Origin of the sequence: Thauera sp. (assembly GCF_035444905.1) — a bacterium.
Taxonomy (GTDB): domain Bacteria; phylum Pseudomonadota; class Gammaproteobacteria; order Burkholderiales; family Rhodocyclaceae; genus Thauera.
Genome location: NZ_DAOMPS010000006.1, coordinates 122639 through 141024, shown reverse-complemented (window position 1 = coordinate 141024; position 18386 = coordinate 122639). Strand labels below are relative to the sequence as shown.

Sequence of the window (18386 nt, the reverse complement as noted above, 5' to 3'; positions counted from 1 at the left end):
GCTGCCGAGCAGCCTTTCCTGTTGCAGTTCGATGCCGCCACGACGCAGCTTGAAGCTCATCGCGCTGCGCTGATCGAGGCCCTCTTCGCCGACACGATCGACAGTGGGCGCATCGAGTCCGAGCGCGCAGCCACTGCCGAACTGCAGCAAACCCAGCAACGCCTGATCATCGAACAGTTGATCACTGAGCGCGCGATCCTCGATGCTCACCAGCGCGCACTGCTTGCCCGGCTGCTACGCGACCAGCCCGGCGCGCGCAGCACGGTCGAGGACCTGCATGGACGGTAGGTGCGCTGCCCGGATTCAAGTTGCGAAGCGGACTTCGCTCGTAATTGCAGTGCCTGGCTAACCTTGCGTGGCGCAGTCAAGTCATCCGCACGGGGCCAGCCACTCGGCCGACAAACTTGCTCACCATCGAAACGCTCCGTCCTAAGGTGCTTGCCGCTTCGTCCTGAGATAATCCCGCGTTCGAAGGCCCGCCGCCCAGCGCAGGCCAGCGCTCGTGCCCCCAGACACCCACAGGACGCCCCTCATGCCCCTCCGCCAACTGACCGCCGTCGTGCTGACCCTCGCCAGCCTCCCGCTTTCCGCCCATGCCGTGGAAAACATCCGCCCCGGCCTGTGGGAGTTCCGCTCCACCCACCTGAGCGTGGGCGGCCTGCCCGACATGTCGGCACAGATGGCGCAGTTGCAGCAACAGCTCAAGAACCTGCCCGCCGATACCCGCCGCATGATCGAGCAGCAGATGGCGCAGCGCGGCGTGAGCCTCGGCCAGGACGGCACCGTGCGCACCTGCATCACGCCCGAGCAGGCACGCCAGGACGCGATCTACGCGGGCAAGGTCGAGGGCAACTGCACGCTGACCGAGGTGGTGAAGAGCGGCAACACCGTGAGCGGGGCGATGCGCTGCACCGGGCCGGAGGCGACCGGCAGCTTCCGCGCGCGGATCGACAGTCCGGAGTACTTCACGACGCGGGTGACGATGCGCTCCACACGTGGTGATCTCGATGTCGAGACGGAGGGCCGCTGGCTGGCGGCGCAATGCGCCGGCTGACGCACGCCGCGGGTGTGCGTCCGGTCACGGCACGATGATGATCGACCGCCCGGGCGGCAGGAATTGAGCCGGAGCGTGACAACGATCACTCCCCTGCTTCGCTCAGTGCGGGAAAGTGGGTCAGGCTCGCAGCAAGCGGGCCGTTGAAGGCTTTGCAGGCCCCCCCCCGGGCCCCCCGACAGAGGTCATCATGAGCACCCAGTCCCTCTCCGTCATCGAGGGCAAACGCAGCGAGAACAGCCCTCACCCCTGGCACGGCGGCGTCGAGCTTGCCGTCAATCGTGCGATCCGCGCCGGCTACCGCGTCGGCCGGCGCGTCTGGATCGGCCATGTCGCCGGTTACGTGGTCGGATACAACATCGGCAGTTTCGGCCGCTTCAGCGGCGCGAGCTACCCGCTGCTGGTGCGGACCGAATTCGGCGTCACCAAGTGCAGCCTGAACGAGGTGGCTGCAGCCTGAGCAACTCCGCCGGCCCCGCGCTCAGCGGACCGGGATCGGCAAGGCGCGCGCCACCGGCACGGCGGTGACGTTGTTCTGCGGGCTGCCGTCGATGAGCTTGTCGCTGTAGACGAGATAGACCAGCGTGTTCCGTGCGGCATCCACCATGCGCACGATGCGGATCTTCTTGAACAGGATCGAGGCGCTCTGCGAGAACACCTCCTCCTGTTTCCTCAGCGGCTCGGCAAACCCAATCTCGCCCACCTGGCGGCAGGCCACCGCGGCGTCGGCCGTGTCCTCGGCGAGGCCGAGCGTGCCCTTGACCCCACCGGTGCGCGCCCGCGACACGTAGCAGGACACCCCCTTCACCTTCGGGTCGTCGAAAACTTCGACCACGACCTGGTGGTTGCGACCGATGAGCTTGAAGGCGGTATCGACACTGCCCACGGTCTCGGCCTGCGCCAGCGAGGGCAGCAGCAAGCCCAGCAGGGCAAGGGATAGTGCGGTTTTCACGGCGGGTACCTCCACGTGGATCGGACAGGGAGTATCGCACCCGCATCGAGTCGGCGTCGCACCGACGCGCACGATTTACCCTGGATCAAGGCGCACGCTTGCGGCCAGGCGTATTCCTTCCATCCACCAACTGTCGATGTCGACGATCGGCTCCTAAACACCACCGGCCCCCGTGCAGTGACCGCCTCCCTCGCCTTTCCTGAGCGCACCAACGTGCCCGACCCCGTTCCCGCGCCGGCTGCCGCCGGCCGGATCCCCGGCAGCAAGGCGATGTGGGTGGGCATCTTCTGCGAGCTCACCGAGTTCGCCCTGTTGTTTGCGGTGTACTTCGTCGCCCGCGCCCATCACCCCGAGGCCTTCCGCGCCGGGCCCGGCCAACTGTCGCTCGCCGCCGGCACCGGCTACACCCTGATGTTGCTGACCAGCGGCTGGTGCGTGGCACGCGCCCTGCATTCGATGCGCGCGGCACGCAAGGCCGCCTGCCTGCGCTGGCTGCTGGCCGGCTTCGTGTTCGGCCTGGGCTACCCGCTGATCAAGGTGCTCGAGCTGCGCTGGAACTTCGCCCACGGGCTGGACGGCAGCGGGGGCGTCTTCATCATCACCTACTACTACCTGAGCTTCACCCACCTGGTGCACGTGTTCTGGGGGCTGCTCGGCATGCTGTGGGTGATGGCGCGCACCGCCGGCGGCGCCTACACCGTCGCCGAGCACGCCGGGCTGGAGGCCTTCGCCTGCTACTGGCACGCGACCGACATCCTGTGGCTGATGATCTTTCCGCTGTTCTACGTGCTGCGATGAGGGGGCGGGCGACATGAGCGGGACACGCAAACTCGATCTGGTCTGGCTGCTGCTGGTGCTGCTCAGCGTGGCCGGCGCCGGTCTCGGCGGGCGGGCCGACGCCGGCTTCGGCGTGACCGTGGTGGTGGCCCTGGTGATGGGCATCAAGGTGCGCCTGGTGTGCGACCACTTCCTGGAGTTGGGCAGCGCACATCGGCGCATCCGGCTGGCGGTATACGGCTTCGGCTACGGCATGCCGCTGCTGGTGATCCTGACCAGTGCCTTCGGCGACACCCTGGCGCGGCTCACCGGGGCGCTGATCGCCTGAATCCGCTCACCAGTGCGGCGGGACCTCGTCCTCGGGACGCAGCGGATTGCCGGGCTGGATGGTCTTCACCTGCTGGGCGAGCTGACGCACATGTTCGCGCAGCAGCTCGAGCTCCTGCTGCTGGCGCCACACCGTGCGGTTGAGTTCGTCGAGCAGATCCTCGGCGGCCATCAGCTTGGTCTCGAGCTTTTCGATGCGGTCTTCCATGCGGAGCTTCCTGCGAGGGGGGCGGCCGATTCTAGCCGCTTGCCGCCGCCGCATGGCGCGCGAGCGCCCAGGCCACATGCTCGCGCACCAGGGCGCTGTCGTCGTCCGCGCGCGCGCGCAGCGCGGCCAGCACCTCGGGCGTCCCCGGCGCATTGCCCAGCGCGACGGCAATATTGCGCAGCCAGCACTCGTGGCCGATGCGGTGGATCGGGCTGCCCGCGGTGCGCTCGGCAAAGTCGGCCGCCGACCAGGCGAAGAGCTCGACCAGGGTGGCGCTGTCGAGCCGATTGCGCGGCGCGAAATCCGGCTCGTGCGTGAGCTGGGCGAAGCGGTTCCAGGGGCACACGAGCTGGCAGTCGTCGCAGCCGTAGATGCGGTTGCCGAGCAGCGGTCGCAGGTCGGCGGGGATCGCGCCCTGCAATTCGATGGTCAGGTAGGAGATGCAGCGCCGTGCATCGACGCGGTAGGGGGCGACGATGGCGCCGGTGGGGCAGGCATCGATGCAGGCGGTACAGCGCCCGCAGTGCGGCTCGACGCCGGCATCGAGTGGCAGCGGCAGGTCGGTGAAGATCTCGCCGAGGAAGAACCACGAGCCCACCGCACGATCGAGCAACAGGCTGTGCTTGCCCCGCCAGCCCAGCCCGTTGCGGCTAGCGTGCTCCACTTCCAGCACCGGAGCGGAATCGGTGAACACCCGGTACTGGTGCGGCGCCACCGCCGCGATGCGCTCGGCGAACTTCTGCAGGCGGGCACGCAGCACCTTGTGATAGTCCCGCCCCAGCGCGTAGCGCGACACATAGGCGCGCTGCGGATCGGCGAGCGCGGCGTCGGCCGGGGCGGCGTCGGGCCAGTAGTCCATGCGTGCGCTGATCACGCGCAGCGTGCCCGGTACCAGTTCGGCGGCGCGCGCACGCTTCATGCCATGGCGCGCCATATAATCCATCTCGCCATGGAAACCGGCTTCAAGCCAGGCCGCCAGCCCGGGCTCGGCGTCCGTGAGGTCAATACCGCCGACCCCGATCGCCCCGAAGCCCAGTTCGAGCCCCCACTGTCTTATTTGCGCAACAAGCTCCGCCCCATCGAATGGCGGCAACGCCGGCGCGCCGATCATCCCGCTCCCCTGTCCAGCCGCCATCCCCACGAGGTTCCCATGATCGAGTTGATTCAAGCCGCCGATGATAACGGCGCCCGTGTGGGCGCGCACTTGCCGGGCGAAATCGATACCGAGGCGCTTGGTGCCGCGCTGGCCCGCGTGCTGCATCCGGGGCTCAGGATCTGGCTGCAGGGCAACCTCGGAATGGGCAAGACCACCCTCACCCGCGGCCTGCTGCGGGCCCTCGGTCACGCCGGAAAGGTGAAGAGCCCGACATACACCTTGATTGAACCTTACGTAGTTTCTAGATTAGACTTATATCACTTTGATTTTTATCGCTTCAATTCGCCCGAAGAATATCTGGACGCGGGGCTGGACGAGTACTTTGCGGGACCGGGGGTGTGTGTCGTTGAGTGGCCTGACAAGGCGGCCCCCTACCTCCCCGCTCCCGACCTCGAAATCCGGCTTCGAACCGAGGCCGACGGGCGCTTTGCGGAGATTTGCGGACACACGGATGCGGGGCGGAAATGCGTGATCGAACTGGGGAAGACATTGCAGGGCGCGGACCCGGCGCCCGGGACGGCTTGATCGAACACGACGCTGCGGGACAGGGCCTCGAACTCGCTTCGGCGCGCGCGCGCAGCCTCAATCGGCGCGAGCTGCTCAAGTTCGCCGGCGCAACGCTCGCGCTGATGGTCAGCCCGGTCGGCCACGCCGCCCCGGCCAGCCTGCTCGCCGTACGCGTGTGGCCCTCGCCCGAATACACCCGCATCACCCTCGAAGGCGCTGCTGCCCTGCGTTTCAGCCACATGCTGGTGCAGGACCCCGACCGCCTGGTGGTGGACCTCGAGGGCGTGCGGCTCGACAGCGTGCTGCAGTCGCTGCCGTCCAAGGTGCTCGACTCCGACCCCTACATCCGCCTGATCCGTGCCGGACAGAACCGCCCCGGCGTGGTGCGCGTCGTCATCGAGCTCAAGAACCAGGTCAATCCGCAGGTATTCACGCTGGCGCCGGTGGGCGACTACGGCCACCGCCTGGTGCTCGACCTGCATCCGACCGAAGAGCACGACCCGCTGATGGCGCTGATCTTGAAGGATTCGCCGATGGATGCGGCGATGGGCGAGGACGGCAGGGACGCCACCGCGGTCGCGCGCGCGCAGACACGCGAACCGGCCCGCCGCGGCGGCGGACGCAACGAAGCGGCCGTCAATCGCCTGTACACCGTCGTCCTCGACCCCGGTCATGGCGGCGAGGACCCGGGCGCGATCGGTCGTGGCGGCAGCCACGAGAAGAACGTCACCTTGTCGATCGCGCGCCGGCTCAAGCGCAAGATCGACGCCGAACCCGGCATGCGCGCGGTGCTGACGCGTGACGGCGACTACTTCGTGCCGCTGCACCAGCGCGTGGCGCGCGCACGCCGTGTGCGCGCCGACCTCTTCGTGTCGATCCACGCCGATGCCTTCGTGCGGCCCGAAGCCAACGGCAGCTCGGTGTACGTGCTGTCCGAGCGCGGCGCCTCGAGCTCGGCCGCACGCTGGCTGGCACAGAAGGAAAACGATGCCGACCTCGTCGGCGGCGTCAATCTCGCCCGCCAGGACGGCCATATCGCCCGCACCCTGCTCGACCTGTCGCAGACAGCCACCATCAACGACAGCTTCAAGCTCGGCCGCGCCATGCTCGGCGAGCTCGGTACGGTCAACCGCCTGCACAAGCCGGAGGTCGAACAGGCCGGCTTCGCCGTGCTGCGCGCGCCCGACATTCCCTCGGTGCTGGTCGAAACCGCCTTCATCAGCAACCCGCAGGAAGAGCGCCGCCTCAATGACGAGGCCTACCAGGACAAGATGGCCAACGCCCTGATGCGCGGCATCAAGCGCTACTTCCAGGAGCATGCGCCGAGCACGCCGACGCGCGTCGCCCAACTCGATTGAGCCGGTGGCGACCCGTCGCCGACCGCCTCGCTCCCCAGCCGCAAAGCCCGCAGACGCGGGCTTTGTCGCTATAATTGCGGCTTTTTCAGGCGCTTATGCAGGTTCACCGCGGGATTCCCGAGCAGGCCGACACGGCCTCGGTGCTCACCATCGGCAACTTCGACGGCGTGCATCGCGGCCACCAGGCCCTGCTCACGCTGCTTACCGGAAAGGCCCGCGAGCTCGGCCTGCCGGCGGTGGTGCTCACCTTCGAGCCGCATCCGCGCGAGTACTTCAGCCCGGCCGACGCGCCTGCCCGCCTGGCCTCGCTGCGCGAGAAGCTGTTGTTGCTGCAGGCAGCTGGGGTTGATCGCACCTACGTCTGCCGCTTCAATGCCCGCCTGGCGGCGCAATCGGCCGAGAGCTTCATCGACGACACCCTGGTGCGCGGACTGGGCGTGCGCCACCTCTACATTGGCGACGACTTCTGCTTTGGCGCCCGCCGCCGCGGCAACTTCGCCATGCTGCAGGAAGCGGGCCGACGCCACGGCTTCGGGGTCGAGGCCATGCCGACGCTGGGCGTGGACGGCGAGCGCGTGTCGAGCTCCGCGGTGCGTGCGGCCCTGCTCGAGGATGATCTCGGCCACGCCGCGCGCCTGCTCGGCCGGCCCTACAGCATCGCCGGCCGTGTCAGCCACGGCGACAAGCTGGGGCGCCAGTTGGGCTTTCCCACTGCCAACATCCAGATGAAGCACCGCCGTCCGGCGCTCACGGGGGTGTATGCGGTGAGCGTCGAGGGGCTGGCGCAGCAGCGCATTGCCGGCGTGGCCAACATCGGCCTGCGGCCCACGGCAACGGCCAACGGCCGTGCCCGGCTCGAAGTGCACCTGTTCGACTGGACCGCGGAGTGCTACGGCGCCCACATTCGCGTGCATTTCCTGCACAAGCTGCGCGACGAACAGAAGTTCCCCTCGCTGGAAGCGCTGCGTGCGCAGATCGCGCGCGACGCCGAGACGGCCCGCGCCTGGTTCGCATCGCACCCGGGTCACCCGACCGAGCCGTCGCAACCGGAACACCCCTGACTGCCCCCGAGCACTGCAGGGCACTCGAAGAACCGAACCGACCCCACAGACATCGAATCCGCCATGGCCGACTACCGCAAGACGCTCAACCTGCCCGACACCCCCTTCCCGATGCGCGGCGACCTGCCCAAGCGCGAGCCGAACTGGATCGCCGACTGGCAGCAGAAGAAGCTCTACCAGCGCATCCGCAAGGCCAGCGCCGGCCGGCCCAAGTTCGTGCTCCACGACGGCCCGCCCTACGCCAACGGCAGCCTGCACATCGGCCATGCGCTGAACAAGATCCTCAAGGACATCATCGTGCGCTCGAAGACGCTCGCCGGCTTCGATGCGCCCTACGTGCCGGGTTGGGACTGCCACGGCCTGCCGATCGAGCACAAGGTCGAGGTCACCCACGGCAAGAACCTGCCCGCGGACAAGGTCCGCGAGCTATGCCGCGCCTACGCCGCCGAGCAGATCGAGATCCAGAAGGCTGACTTCATCCGCCTCGGCGTGCTCGGCGACTGGGACAACCCCTACCGCACGATGGACTTCGCCAACGAGGCCAACGAAATCCGCGCGCTCGCCGAGATGACGAAGAACGGCTACGTATTCAAGGGCCTGAAGCCGGTGAACTGGTGCTTCGACTGCGGCTCGGCGCTGGCCGAGGCCGAGGTCGAGTACGCCGACAAGCCTTCGCCGACCATCGATGTCGCCTTCCCGGTCTCCGGTGAACATGCCGGGAAGCTCGCCGCCGCCTTCGGCCTGGCGAAGCTCGACAAGCCCGCCGCCGCAGTGATCTGGACCACCACGCCGTGGACCATCCCCGCCAACCAGGCGCTCAACGCCCACCCCGAGTTCGACTATGCGCTGGTCGAGGTGACGCTGAAGGACGGCGGCGCCCGCCTGCTCGTGCTGGCCAAGGACCTCGTCGAATCGGCCCTGCAGCGCTTCCAGCTCGAGGGCAACATCGTCGCCACCGCCAAGGGCGCCGCACTCGAGCGCATCGAGTTCCGCCACCCCTTCTTCGATCGTGTGTCGCCGGTGTATCTGGCCGACTACGTGGGCGTGGATGCCGGCACCGGCATCGTGCACTCGTCCCCGGCGCACGGTGTGGACGACTTCAACTCGTGGCGCGCCTACGGCCGCAGCAACGAGGAGATCCTGTCGCTGGTGATGGCCGGCGGCGAGTACGTGTCCGACCTGCCCTTCTTCGGCGGCATGAACATCTGGAAGGCCAACCCGGCCATCGTCGACAAGCTCGCCGAGGTCGGCGCCCTGCTTTCGCACGGCAAGATCACCCACAGCTACATGCACTGCTGGCGGCACAAGACGCCGCTGGTCTATCGCGCCACAGCGCAGTGGTTCGTCGGCATGGACCGTGACGCCGCCGACGGCTCGACACTGCGCGAGCGCGCGCTGCGCGCGGTCGAAGCCACCAAGTTCTACCCCGGCTGGGGCCAGGCGCGCCTGCACGCGATGATCGCCAACCGCCCCGACTGGTGCATCTCGCGCCAGCGCAACTGGGGCGTGCCGATCCCCTTCTTCCTGCACAAGGAAACGGGCGAGCTGCATCCGCGCACCGTCGAGCTGATGGAAGAGGTCGCGCTGCGCGTGGAGAAGGAAGGCATCGAAGCCTGGTTCAGGCTCGACGCCGCGGAGCTGCTCGGCGCCGAGGCCGCCCAGTACGACAAGATCAGCGACACGCTCGACGTCTGGTTTGACTCCGGCACCACGCACAAGCACGTGCTGCGCGGCTCGCACAACGACGGTCACCCGGAAGGCCCGCGCGCCGACATGTACCTGGAGGGCTCGGACCAGCACCGCGGCTGGTTCCACTCCTCGCTGCTCACCGGCTGCGCGATCGACGGCCACGCGCCCTACCGCAGCCTGCTCACCCACGGCTTTGCGGTGGACGGGGCCGGGCGCAAGATGAGCAAGTCGCTCGGCAACGTGGTGGTGCCGCAGGAAGTCACCAGCAAGCTCGGCGCCGAGATCCTGCGCCTGTGGGTGGCGTCCACCGACTACTCGGGCGAGCTGTCGATCTCGAAGGAGATCCTCGATCGCGTGGTCGAGGTCTATCGCCGCGTGCGCAACACCCTGCGCTTCCTGCTCGCCAACACCGCCGACTTCGACATCGAGAGGGACGCCGTTCCGCTCGAGCAGTGGATGGACATCGACCGCTATGCGCTGGCCTTCACCCGCCGGCTCGCGCAGCAGGCCGAGGCCGACTACGCGAAGATGGAATTCCACCGCATCGTGCAGGCGCTGCAGGTGTTCTGCGCAGAAGACCTCGGGGCCTTCTATCTCGACATCCTCAAGGACCGCCTGTACACCACCGCCGCCGGCAGCCTGCCGCGCCGCGCCGCGCAGACCGCGCTGTGGCACATCACGCAGACCTTGCTGAAGCTGATGGCACCGATCCTGTCCTTCACCGCCGAGGAGGCCTGGGCCATCCTCAACCCGGCCAGGGCCGGCGAGGAGCCCGACAGCGTGATGCTGCACACCTTCCACGCCCTGCCCGCGCAGGAAGGCGAAGCCGGCCTGATCGCGCGCTGGGAGACGATCCGCGCGGTGCGCGCCGAGGGCCTGAAGGTGATCGAGGCGCTGCGCACCGAGGGCAAGGTCGGCGCCTCGCTGCAGGCCGAGCTCGCGCTCGCGCTGAGCTCGGACAAGTTCACCGCGATGGCGAGCCTGGGCGATGACCTGCGCTTCGTCACCATGACCTCGACCGCGACCCTCACCGAGGCCGCGAGTGCCGAAGACGAGCGCATCGTCGCCACCCCGAGCGCGACGCAAAAGTGTGAGCGCTGCTGGCACTACGTCGACTCGGTCGGCAGCCATGCCGAGCATCCGACCTTGTGCGGACGTTGCGTGAGCAACCTGTTCGGCGAAGGCGAAATCCGCGCCCATGCCTGACGCGACTTCGACGATGACGACGCCCCACCCGACACCCCACTCGCGCAGCGCGCTGGCCCTGATGCTGCCCTGGCTGATCCTGGCGGTGGTGGTCGGCGTGCTCGACCAGCTGACCAAGCAGCTCGTGCTGGCGAACCTGCATTACGGCCAGGTGATCCCGGTCACGAGCTTCTTCGACCTGGTGCTGGTCTTCAACCCCGGTGCCGCGTTCAGCTTTCTTGCCGACCATGGCGGCTGGCAGCGCTGGTTCTTCACCGTGCTGGCGGTCGTGATCAGTGGCTGGCTGCTGATGCTGATGTACCAGCACCGCCACGAGAAGCTGCTGCCCGCAGCGTTTGCGCTGATCATCGGCGGCGCCATCGGCAACGTCTACGACCGCCTGCTGCACGGGGCGGTGGTGGACTTCCTGCACTTCCACTACGCCGGCTGGAGCTGGCCGGCGTTCAACCTGGCCGACTCGGCCATCACCGTCGGCGTCGTGCTGATGCTGTGGGGCCAGTTCCGCGGCCACCCTGCCCAGCCCTGACGCCACGCCGGAGCCCCCATCGTGAGCCAGACCATCGAAGCCAACAGCCTCGTCACCCTGCACTACCGCATCTCGCTGCCCAACGGCCAGCCCCTGATCAGCACCTTCAACGCCACGCCCGCCACGCTGCAACTCGGCGCCGGCGAGATGCTGCCGGCGATGGAGATGCTGCTCGTCGGCCTCGCCCCCGGCACCCGGCACGTGTTCGAGCTGGAGCCGGAGAACGCCTTCGGCCCGCACCGTGCCGAGCTCGTCGAGCGCGTCAAGCGCGAACACATGCCGGACGAGGAGATCGAAGCCATGAGCATCATGGAATTCACCGCCCCGGACGGTTCGCGCTACTCCGGCCTGGTGCGCGAGATCGATGAACAATCGGCGCTGGTGGACTTCAACCATCCGCTCGCGGGCAAGCAGATCCGCTTCGAGGTCGAGGTCATCGGCATCCTCTGATGCTCTCGAGCGCCCCCAACCCGATACCCGAAAGTGAAACGATGAACGACAAGGAAATCCTGCTGGCCAACCCGCGCGGCTTCTGCGCCGGCGTAGAACGCGCGATCGAGATCGTGGAGCGTGCGCTGGCGCGCTTCGGCGCGCCGATCTACGTGCGCCACGAGGTCGTGCACAACAAGTTCGTGGTCGACGACCTGCGCAACAAGGGCGCCATCTTCGTCGAGGAGCTCGATGAAGTGCCGACCGGCAACACCGTCATCTTCTCGGCCCACGGCGTCTCGCTCGCGGTGCGCGACGAGGCCGAGAAGCGTGGCCTGCGTGTGTTCGATGCCACCTGCCCGCTGGTGACCAAGGTGCACATCGAGGTCGGCCGCATGCGCGAGCAGGGCCGCGAGATCATCATGATCGGCCACAAGGGCCACCCCGAGGTCGAGGGCACGATGGGCCAGGTGAAGACCGGCATCCATCTGGTGGAAACGCCCGAGGACGTGGCCGCGCTGCAGGTGGCCAATCCCGACCTGCTGGCCTACGTCACCCAGACCACGCTGTCGGTCGATGATGCGGCGACCATCGTCGATGCCTTGCGCGCGCGCTTCCCCAATATTGTCGGCCCGAAGAAGGACGACATCTGCTACGCCACGCAGAACCGCCAGGATGCGGTGAAGCTGATGATCCCACATGCGGACGTGGTGTTCGTGGTGGGCTCGAAGAACAGCTCCAACTCCAACCGCCTGCGCGAGGTCGCCGAACTGCGCGGCGTACCGGCCTACCTTGTCGACAATGCGGCCGGGATCGATCCGGCCTGGGTCGAAGGCAAGCGCCGCATCGGCGTCACCGCCGGCGCATCGGCGCCCGAGGTGCTGGTCGAAGAGGTGATCGCGCGCCTGAAGGCACTAAGCGGAAGTTCGGTGCGCAACCTGGACGGCGTGCCGGAGAAGGTGACCTTCCCGCTGCCGCGGGAGCTGCAGGACGCACGCTGAGCCTGCACGGGTACAGCCGCAAAAAACCCCGGCCAGGCCCTTCGCCTGCCGGGGTTTTTCTTCACGGCGCTGCCGCGATGGGCGGGCTCAGCGCCCGATGTGCGGCTCCATGATCCGCCGGTAGAATTCGTGGAAGTGCTGCATGCCGTCCTCGTAAGGCGACTGGTAGGGGCCGGCTTCATTGCGCCCCTCCTTGAGCAGCGCGAGCCGCCCGCGATCCATGCGCTCGGCGATGTCGTCGTCCTCGATCGCCGTTTCCATGTACGCGGCCTGCTCGGCCTCGACAAACTCACGCTCGAACTCGACGATGTCCTCGGGGTAGTAGAACTCCACCACGTTGGTCGTCTTGTCGATATCGGTCGGGATCAGGGTGCTCACCACCAGCACATGCGGATACCACTCCACCATGATGTTGGGGTAGTACGTAAGCCAGATCGCACCGTGCTCGGGCCTTTTCTCGCCGTAACAGTCGAGCACCGCCTTGTGCCACTTCGCGTAGGTGGCCGAGCCCGGCTTGGCGAGCGAGGTGATGCCCACCTTCTGCACCGAATACCAGTCGCCAAACTGCCAGGACAGGTCGTCACAGGTCACGAAGTTGCCCAGGCCAGGGTGGAAGGGGACGACGTGGTAGTCCTCGAGATAGACCTCGATGAAGGTCTTCCAGTTGTAATTGCACTCGTGGATCTGCACCCGGTCGAGCTTGTAGCCGGAAAAATCAAGCTCGCGCCCGACCTCCATGCCGGCGAGGTCGGCATTGGCCGAGCGTGGCCCCTTGAACAGCAGGCCCTGCCAGTTCTCGAGCGCATCGCGCTTGAGCCCCAGGCAGGGCTTCTGGGCGAAATGCGGCGCACCGATCAGCTCACCTTGCTGGTTGTAGGTCCAGCGGTGGACCGGGCAGACCACGTGCTCGGTCGTGCCGCTGCCCTGCAGCATGATGGCCTGCCGGTGGCGGCAGACGTTGGACATCTGATGCACGCCGGCATCGGTGCGGAACAGCAGCTTGGCGTGATCCAGCCATTCGAGGGAGCGGTAATTGCCGACTTCAGGCACCATCAGCTCGTGGCCGACGTACCCCGGACCGGCATCGAAGAGGAGTTTCTTCTCCAGCTCGAACACCTTTTCATCGAAGTACCACGACACCGGCAGTTGCGAAACTGCCTGAGCCAGATCGGTATTGAAAGCCATGTCGGACACGCCCGAACCCCCCTTGTGCGACCAGAAAGCCGGAAAAATAAACGAGTTAGTTTAAGTCAGCCCCCGTTTGACCGCCAGACGTGCGATCGGTTATTTTTCCGCCTTTGCCGCGCCAGATATTCATCCATGCCAAAGTCGGCGACCTCCCCCAAATCCTTCGAAGCCGCCATTGCCGAGCTCGAGGCCATCGTCCAGGAGATGGAATCGGGCAATCTCCCGCTGGAAGATTCGCTCGCCCGCTATCAGCGCGGCGTAAGCCTGCTGCGCTACTGTCAGGGTACGCTCAGTGAGGCGGAGCAGCGCGTGCGGATTCTCGAAGGTGATACTTTGGTTGATTTCGCCGCGGAAGGGTTCCGCAGCGACACAAATGAGGCAGGCGAATGAACGAGCCCCACTCCCATCTCTCTTTCCAGGACTGGATGGGCCAGGTCCAGCAGCGCACCGAGGCTGCCCTCGCCGAGGTCCTGCCCGAGGCTTCGATCGCGCCGACGCGCCTGCACGAGGCGATGCGCTACGCCGTGCTCGGCGGCGGCAAACGCGTGCGGCCGCTGCTCGCCCATGCCGCCGGCGAACTTGCCGCGGCACGCCCCGAGCACCTCGACCGTGTGTCGTGCGCAGTCGAGCTGATCCACGCCTACTCCCTCGTCCATGACGACATGCCCTGCATGGACGACGACGTGCTGCGCCGCGGCAAGCCCACGGTGCATGTCGAATACGACGAAGCGACCGCGCTCCTCGCCGGCGACGCGCTGCAGACGCTCGCCTTCCAGGCCCTTGCCGACAACTCGCTCGGCCTCGACCCCGCAACCCAGCTCGACATGCTGTCGCAGCTGGCGATCGCGTCAGGCTCGCGCGGCATGGCAGGCGGCCAGGCCATCGACCTCGCCTCGGTCGGCCTGCAGCTGAGCCGGGCCGAGCTCGAGTTCATGCATGTGCACAAGACCGGCGCGCTCATCCGCGCGGCGGTGCTGCTCGGCGCGCGCGCCGGCGCCGACCTCTCGGCCGACGACCTCGACCGGCTCGACCACTACGCCAAGGTGATCGGCCTTCTGTTCCAGGTCGTCGATGACATTCTCGACGCCGAGGCCGATACCGCCACCCTGGGCAAGACCGCCGGCAAGGACGCCGACAACGACAAGCCCACTTATGTCAGCCTGCTCGGCCTGGCCGACGCGCGCCGCCTGGCCGAGGACATGCTTGCCGACGCGCTGCGGACCCTCGCCCCCTTCGGCGCGCGTGCCACCCGCCTGGCCCAGCTCGCGGACTACATCGTGCATCGCGCCTTCTGAGTCCGCGACACCCTGCCGACGACGCCCCACGACAACAAGCAAGGAACGCTGGACCCATGGCCCCCTACCCCAACCTCGAACGCATCGGCTCGCCCGCCGAGCTGAGGGCGCTCGACCGCCGCGAACTCGGCACCCTGGCCGACGAACTGCGTGCCTTCCTGATCGAGTCGGTGTCGAAGACCGGCGGCCACCTGTCGTCGAACCTGGGCACGGTCGAACTGACCATCGCCCTGCACCACGTCTTCAATACCCCGTACGACCGCATCGTGTGGGACGTCGGCCACCAGACCTACGGCCACAAGGTGCTCACCGGCCGTCGCCAGGCCATGGGCGGGCTGCGCCACTGGGGCGGCATCTCGGGCTTCCCGCGCCGCTGCGAGAGCGAATACGACACCTTCGGCACCGCGCATTCCTCGACCTCGATCTCGGCCGCCCTCGGCATGGCGGTCGCGGCACGCGCGCGCAAGGAAGACCGCCACGCGATCGCGGTGATCGGCGATGGCGCGATGAGCGCGGGCATGGCCTTCGAGGCCCTCAACAACGCCGGCGACATGGAAGACCTCAACCTGCTGGTCATCCTCAATGACAACGAGATGTCGATCTCGCCACCGGTCGGCGCACTCACCAAGATCCTCGCCCGCATGCTGTCGGGCTCGACCTACAACACCGCGCGCCGCATGGGCGAGAAGGTGCTCGGCATCGCCCCGCCGGTCGCGGAGCTCGCACGCAAGGTCGAGGAGTACGCGAAGGGCATGATCAGCCCGGGCACGCTGTTCGAGGAGTTCGGCTTCCATTACTACGGCCCGATCGACGGCCACGACCTCGACGCGCTGATCCCGACGCTGCAGAACCTGAAGAAGCTCACCGGCCCGCAGTTCCTGCACGTGATCACGCGCAAGGGCCAGGGCTACAAGCTCGCCGAGGCCGACCCGATCCTGTACCACGGCGTGTCGAAGTTCGACCATACGGCGGGCATCCAGACCGGCAAGGGCGCCGGCAAGCTCACCTACACCCAGGTGTTCGGCGACTGGCTGTGCGACATCGCCAAGACCGATCCGCGCATCGTCGGCATCACCCCGGCCATGCGCGAGGGCTCGGGCCTGGTGCGCTTCGCCCAGGAGTACCCCGAGCGCTACTTCGACGTCGGCATTGCCGAACAACACGCGGTGACCTTCGCCGCCGGCCTCGCCTGTGAAGGCTTCGTGCCGGTGGTGGCGATCTACTCGACCTTCCTGCAGCGGGCCTACGACCAGCTGATTCACGACGTCGCGCTGCAGAACCTGCCGGTGGTGTTCGCCATCGACCGCGGCGGCCTGGTGGGCGCCGATGGCGCCACCCACCACGGCGCCTTCGACCTCTCCTACCTCAGCTGCATCCCCAACATGGTGGTGATGGCACCGGCAGACGAGGACGAGTGCCGTCAGATGCTGTACACCGCCACCCGTCATCCGGGACCGACGGCAGTGCGTTATCCGCGTGGCAGCGGCAAGGGCGTGGCGCCGGTGGCCGAAATGCGCGCGCTGCCGATCGGCAAGGGTGCGCTCCTGCGCCAGGGCAAGCGCGTCGCGCTGCTGGCCTTCGGCAGCCTGGTCGAGGTCGCCTCCAGGGTGGCCGACACGCTCGACGCCAGCGTCGCCAACATGCGCTTCGTCAAGCCGCTCGATGAGGCACTCATCGCGCAGCTTGCCGCCGACCACGAGCTGCTCGTCACCCTCGAGGAGAACGCCGTCATCGGTGGCGCCGGCAGCGAGGTCGCACGTATGGTCGAAGGGCTGCGAACCCGCCCGCGCGTGCTGCGCCTCGGCCTGCCCGACCGTTTCATCGACCACGGCGACCAGGCGCAGCTGCTCGCCTCGGTCGGCCTCGACCACGACAGCATCCTCGCCCGCATCCGCCAGGCGCAGGAGCTCGACGCGCAGGGCTGAGAGCGCGGTGGCCCCGCAGCGCTGAAAGTTGAGCATTTTTGTCGGGAAAGCTAAGATTCGGGCCAGGTGCAACTCGCTTGCACCTGGCCCGATGACTTCGAATCAAGAGAAACGCCCATGAACGCCCCCACCGAACTCCCCATGCCCGACGTCCAGGGCAGCGCGGACAACCGTCAGATCGCGATCAACAAGGTCGGCATCAAGTCGATCCGACACCCGGTGAAGGTCGCCGACAAGGCGGGCGGCGTGCAGCACACGGTGGCGAACTTCAACATGTACGTCGGCCTGCCCCACAATTTCAAGGGCACCCACATGTCGCGCTTCATCGAGATCCTCAACGACAACGAGCGCGAGATCTCGGTCGAGTCCTTCGAGCCCATGCTGCGCGCGATGGTCGAGCGCCTCGAGGCCGAGACCGGGCATGTGGAGATGAGCTTCCCCTACTTCATCAACAAGACCGCCCCGGTGTCGGGCGTGCAGAGCCTGATGGACTACGAGGTGTGCTTCATCGGCTCGATCCGTGAGGGCGGCCATTATGAGTTCTCGATGAAGGTCGTCGTGCCGGTCACCAGCCTGTGCCCGTGCTCCAAGAAGATCTCGGCCTACGGCGCCCACAATCAGCGCTCGCACGTCACCGTGACCGCAGTGCTCAACGACCACCTGTGGATCGAGGAGATGGTGCAGCTGGTCGAGGCGCAGGCCTCCTGCGAGGTCTTCGGATTGCTCAAGCGCCCCGACGAGAAGTGGGTCACCGAACGTGCCTACGACAATCCCAAGTTTGTCGAGGACATGGTGCGTGACGTCGCCAGCCAGCTCGACCGCGAGCCCCGCATCGATGCCTACGTGGTCGAGTCGGAGAATTTCGAGTCGATCCACAACCACTCGGCCTACGCCCTGATCGAACGCGACAAACGCAGCGCAAACCCTTAATATAAGCAGCTCCTAAATTACGGGAGCAGCGCGATGTCGAAGTCCTTCGTCCAGATCACCACCGACGTGTCCAGGGCGCTGGCGACCCTGCGCAAGGAGACGCCGGACACCATGCAGGGCTTCAGCGCGATGGCCAAGGGCGCGCTGCAGGACGGTGCCCTCAGCGAGCTGCACAAGGAGCTCATCGCGCTGGCCATCGCCGTCACCCAGCGCTGCGACGCCTGCGTCGGCTTCCACATCAAGGCCCTGATCCGTATCGGCGCCAGCCGGGAGCAGATCATGGAGACGCTCGGCGTGTGCACCTACATGGGCGGCGGCCCGGCGCTGATGTACGCGGCCGAGGCGGTGCGTGCCCTCGAAGAAATGCAGCCCAAGGGCGCGTGATCGATCGCCGCAGAAATTTGTTCACATTTCCCGAAAACTCACTATAATGCCGACCTTCGAGCGGAGAGGTGGCAGAGTGGTCGAATGTACCTGACTCGAAATCAGGCGTAGGTGCGAGCCTACCGTGGGTTCGAATCCCACCCTCTCCGCCAAAAAAAGCAGTTGAAGGCGCGGCATCAGGCGATATAATGCCGCTCCTTCGCAGTGCAGTACGAAGCGCCCGTAGCTCATCTGGATAGAGTACCTGGCTACGAACCAGGGGGTAGGAGGTTCGAATCCTTCCGGGCGCGCCATTCACAGCCTTCCGACTTCGGGCTCTAAACGATATCGGCAACGCGCCCGTAGCTCATCTGGATAGAGTACCTGGCTACGAACCAGGGGGTAGGAGGTTCGAATCCTTCCGGGCGCGCCAG

The 18386-nt window shown here is 67.0% G+C and carries 21 protein-coding genes and 3 tRNA genes; 20 read left to right on the top strand and 4 right to left on the bottom strand.

The annotated features are described in order from the left end of the window. From PLC66_RS04860 to PLC66_RS04850, 3 genes are all read left to right on the top strand, one after another. Positions 1-288, top strand: a 288-nt coding sequence (locus PLC66_RS04860) for a periplasmic heavy metal sensor (protein ID WP_324538110.1), incomplete at its 5' end; no start/stop codon positions are given. Positions 289-532: 244 nt separating this feature from the next. Further along, positions 533-1054, top strand: coding sequence for a DUF3617 domain-containing protein (locus PLC66_RS04855; protein WP_324538109.1), 522 nt, complete (start codon positions 533-535; stop codon positions 1052-1054). Between the two features lie 190 nt (positions 1055-1244). Next, complete coding sequence (locus PLC66_RS04850; protein ID WP_324538108.1) at positions 1245-1514, top strand: hypothetical protein; 270 nt, start codon at positions 1245-1247, stop codon at positions 1512-1514. Positions 1515-1535: 21 nt separating this feature from the next. Here PLC66_RS04850 and PLC66_RS04845 read toward each other — a convergent pair whose 3' ends face one another. After that, positions 1536-2006, bottom strand: coding sequence for a CreA family protein (locus tag PLC66_RS04845; protein ID WP_324538107.1), 471 nt, complete (start codon positions 2004-2006; stop codon positions 1536-1538). 270 nt (positions 2007-2276) lie between these two features. Between PLC66_RS04845 and PLC66_RS04840 the strand changes: the two genes are divergently transcribed. Further along, entirely contained in the window at positions 2277-2804 is a 528-nt protein-coding gene (locus PLC66_RS04840; RefSeq protein ID WP_324538116.1) for a cytochrome c oxidase subunit 3 family protein, read from the top strand. 13 nt (positions 2805-2817) lie between these two features. Beyond that, positions 2818-3111 (top strand): cytochrome C oxidase subunit IV family protein, encoded by a 294-nt coding sequence (locus PLC66_RS04835; protein WP_324538106.1) that lies wholly within the window; start codon positions 2818-2820, stop codon positions 3109-3111. Positions 3112-3117: 6 nt separating this feature from the next. Here the strand turns inward: PLC66_RS04835 and PLC66_RS04830 are convergent, their stop codons facing one another. Both PLC66_RS04830 and queG read right to left on the bottom strand, forming a co-directional pair. Further along, positions 3118-3318, bottom strand: coding sequence for a SlyX family protein (locus PLC66_RS04830; protein WP_324538105.1), 201 nt, complete (start codon positions 3316-3318; stop codon positions 3118-3120). Between the two features lie 31 nt (positions 3319-3349). After that, entirely contained in the window at positions 3350-4453 is a 1104-nt protein-coding gene (queG, locus tag PLC66_RS04825; protein WP_324538104.1) for a tRNA epoxyqueuosine(34) reductase QueG, read from the bottom strand. Between the two features lie 15 nt (positions 4454-4468). On the opposite strand from queG, the gene tsaE reads away from it, so the two are divergent. The 7 genes from tsaE (at position 4469) to ispH (ending at position 12251) form a co-directional block, all read left to right on the top strand. Continuing rightward, a complete protein-coding gene (gene tsaE / locus PLC66_RS04820; RefSeq protein ID WP_324538103.1) occupies positions 4469-4999 on the top strand; it encodes a tRNA (adenosine(37)-N6)-threonylcarbamoyltransferase complex ATPase subunit type 1 TsaE in 531 nt (176 codons plus the stop codon). After that, positions 4939-6339 carry an N-acetylmuramoyl-L-alanine amidase gene (locus PLC66_RS04815; protein ID WP_324538102.1) on the top strand — a complete coding sequence of 467 codons (1401 nt, stop codon included), beginning with the start codon at positions 4939-4941 and terminating at the stop codon, positions 6337-6339. Before tsaE ends, PLC66_RS04815 begins: the two co-directional genes overlap by 61 nt. Before the next feature lie 95 nt (positions 6340-6434). Beyond that, complete coding sequence (locus PLC66_RS04810) at positions 6435-7400, top strand: bifunctional riboflavin kinase/FAD synthetase (RefSeq protein ID WP_324538101.1); 966 nt, start codon at positions 6435-6437, stop codon at positions 7398-7400. Positions 7401-7463: 63 nt separating this feature from the next. Continuing rightward, positions 7464-10295, top strand: coding sequence for an isoleucine--tRNA ligase (gene ileS / locus PLC66_RS04805; protein WP_324538100.1), 2832 nt, complete (start codon positions 7464-7466; stop codon positions 10293-10295). A gap of 61 nt (positions 10296-10356) precedes the next feature. Beyond that, positions 10357-10821 (top strand): signal peptidase II, encoded by a 465-nt coding sequence (gene lspA, locus PLC66_RS04800; RefSeq protein WP_324538115.1) that lies wholly within the window; start codon positions 10357-10359, stop codon positions 10819-10821. A gap of 21 nt (positions 10822-10842) precedes the next feature. After that, positions 10843-11271 (top strand): FKBP-type peptidyl-prolyl cis-trans isomerase, encoded by a 429-nt coding sequence (locus tag PLC66_RS04795; protein WP_324538099.1) that lies wholly within the window; start codon positions 10843-10845, stop codon positions 11269-11271. 41 nt (positions 11272-11312) lie between these two features. Next, positions 11313-12251: a 4-hydroxy-3-methylbut-2-enyl diphosphate reductase gene (gene ispH, locus PLC66_RS04790; protein ID WP_324538098.1), complete on the top strand. Its 939-nt coding sequence runs from the start codon at positions 11313-11315 to the stop codon at positions 12249-12251. 87 nt (positions 12252-12338) lie between these two features. On the opposite strand, the gene PLC66_RS04785 is transcribed toward ispH, so the two are convergent. Continuing rightward, positions 12339-13436, bottom strand: coding sequence for an aromatic ring-hydroxylating oxygenase subunit alpha (locus PLC66_RS04785; RefSeq protein ID WP_503012178.1), 1098 nt, complete (start codon positions 13434-13436; stop codon positions 12339-12341). A gap of 135 nt (positions 13437-13571) precedes the next feature. On the opposite strand from PLC66_RS04785, the gene PLC66_RS04780 reads away from it, so the two are divergent. The 8 genes from PLC66_RS04780 to PLC66_RS04745 all read left to right on the top strand — a co-directional run bounded on the left by PLC66_RS04780 (position 13572) and on the right by PLC66_RS04745 (position 18385). Next, positions 13572-13829: an exodeoxyribonuclease VII small subunit gene (locus PLC66_RS04780; protein WP_324538096.1), complete on the top strand. Its 258-nt coding sequence runs from the start codon at positions 13572-13574 to the stop codon at positions 13827-13829. Beyond that, positions 13826-14734, top strand: coding sequence for a polyprenyl synthetase family protein (locus PLC66_RS04775; RefSeq protein WP_324538095.1), 909 nt, complete (start codon positions 13826-13828; stop codon positions 14732-14734). The genes PLC66_RS04780 and PLC66_RS04775 overlap by 4 nt, the downstream gene beginning before the upstream one ends. A gap of 56 nt (positions 14735-14790) precedes the next feature. Beyond that, positions 14791-16659, top strand: a complete 1869-nt coding sequence (gene dxs, locus PLC66_RS04770) for a 1-deoxy-D-xylulose-5-phosphate synthase (protein WP_324538094.1) — start codon at positions 14791-14793, stop codon at positions 16657-16659. Between the two features lie 117 nt (positions 16660-16776). Continuing rightward, positions 16777-17589 carry a GTP cyclohydrolase FolE2 gene (folE2, locus tag PLC66_RS04765; RefSeq protein ID WP_324538093.1) on the top strand — a complete coding sequence of 271 codons (813 nt, stop codon included), beginning with the start codon at positions 16777-16779 and terminating at the stop codon, positions 17587-17589. 33 nt (positions 17590-17622) lie between these two features. Further along, on the top strand, positions 17623-17973 hold the full coding sequence (locus PLC66_RS04760; protein ID WP_324538092.1) for a carboxymuconolactone decarboxylase family protein: 351 nt from the start codon (positions 17623-17625) through the stop codon (positions 17971-17973). 62 nt (positions 17974-18035) lie between these two features. Next, positions 18036-18125: transfer RNA gene (locus PLC66_RS04755), tRNA-Ser, on the top strand. Positions 18126-18189: 64 nt separating this feature from the next. Further along, positions 18190-18266: transfer RNA gene (locus PLC66_RS04750), tRNA-Arg, on the top strand. Between the two features lie 42 nt (positions 18267-18308). Next, positions 18309-18385, top strand: a tRNA-Arg gene (locus PLC66_RS04745). The last annotated feature ends 1 nt before the right edge of the window (position 18386 follow it).